1 protein-coding gene is annotated in these 1,103 nt (G+C 71.8%); it reads right to left on the bottom strand.

Annotated features, from left to right (window positions below; translation table 11 throughout):
• Positions 1 to 985, bottom strand: a 985-nt coding sequence (locus ABD879_RS32640; RefSeq protein WP_345025655.1) for an IS481 family transposase, incomplete at its 3' end; no start/stop codon positions are given.
• Between the last annotated feature and the right edge of the window lie 118 nt (positions 986 to 1,103).

Below are 1,103 nucleotides of genomic sequence, written 5' to 3'. Positions count from 1 at the left end.
TGTTCTGTCCCGACAGGTTGGTGACGCGGCTGGCGGGTGGGAGGCCGCCGAGTGCGGTGTGGCCGCGGTGATGGTTGTAGATGTGCAGCCAGGGCGCAAGTGCGGCGCGGCGTTCGGCCTCGGATGTGTAGGGGCGGGCGTAGGCCCATTCGTCCAGCAGGGTGCGGTGGTAGCGCTCGACCTTGCCGTTGGTCTGTGGCCGGAACGGGCGGGTGCGCTTGTGGGCGATCCCGGCCGCGGTCAGGGTGTCGTGCCACAGCCGCGAGCGGTAGGCCGAGCCGTTGTCGGTCAGCACGCGGCGCACGGTGATCCCGCAGCCGGCGAAGAATGCCTGGGCCCGTTGCCAGAACGCGGTCGCGGTCTGCTTGCGTTCGTCGGGCAGGATCTCGGTGTAGGCCAGGCGGGAGTGGTCGTCGATGGCGGTGTGCAGGTAGCCGTAGCCCAGCAGGGGCTTGCCGCCGCGCCGATCCGAGGTCACGGTGCGCTGGTGGTTGCGGTTGCCCACCGCCCGGCCGTGGACGCGGTGGCCGCCGCCATCGGGGATGTTGCCCAGCTTCTTGACGTCCACGTGCACCAGATCGCCGGGCGCGGGGTGTTCGTAACGGCGCACGGGCCGGCCGGTGGCCCGGTCCAGATGGGCCAGCGGCGGGCAGCCGTAGCGCTGCAGCACGCGGTGCACCGTCGACGGTGGCAGGCCCAGGCGGGCGGCGATGCGCGCGGGACCGAGCCGGTGACGGACGCGGGTGCGCACGATGCGCCGCTCGATCCGCTGGGGCGTACGCCGGGGGCTGGTGTGCGGCCGGCTGGGACGGTCGCTCATGCCCGCTGCGCCCTGCTGCCGGTACCGGTCGGCCCACCGCTTGGCGGTGGTGTGGGAGACCTGGAACCGCTCGGCGGCCCGTCGCAGCGACCAGCCCTGGTCCACGACACAGCGGGCCAGGCGCAGACGACCCAGCTCGGTCAGCGGGGCGTTACGGTGGGGCACGAGGACCTCCTTGGGCGGTGGTGCGGCTGTCTGGTAGCTCCACACCACGCCAGGAGGTCCTCCTTCATTTCAAGATCATCCAGCCGTGTCGCCGTCACCAACGTCCATGGTCAGTACA

This window comes from Actinomadura keratinilytica (assembly GCF_039539665.1).
Lineage (GTDB): Bacteria > Actinomycetota > Actinomycetes > Streptosporangiales > Streptosporangiaceae > Spirillospora > Spirillospora keratinilytica.
The sequence above is the reverse complement of the archived record's forward strand: the minus strand, read 5'-3'. Positions and strand labels throughout refer to the sequence as shown.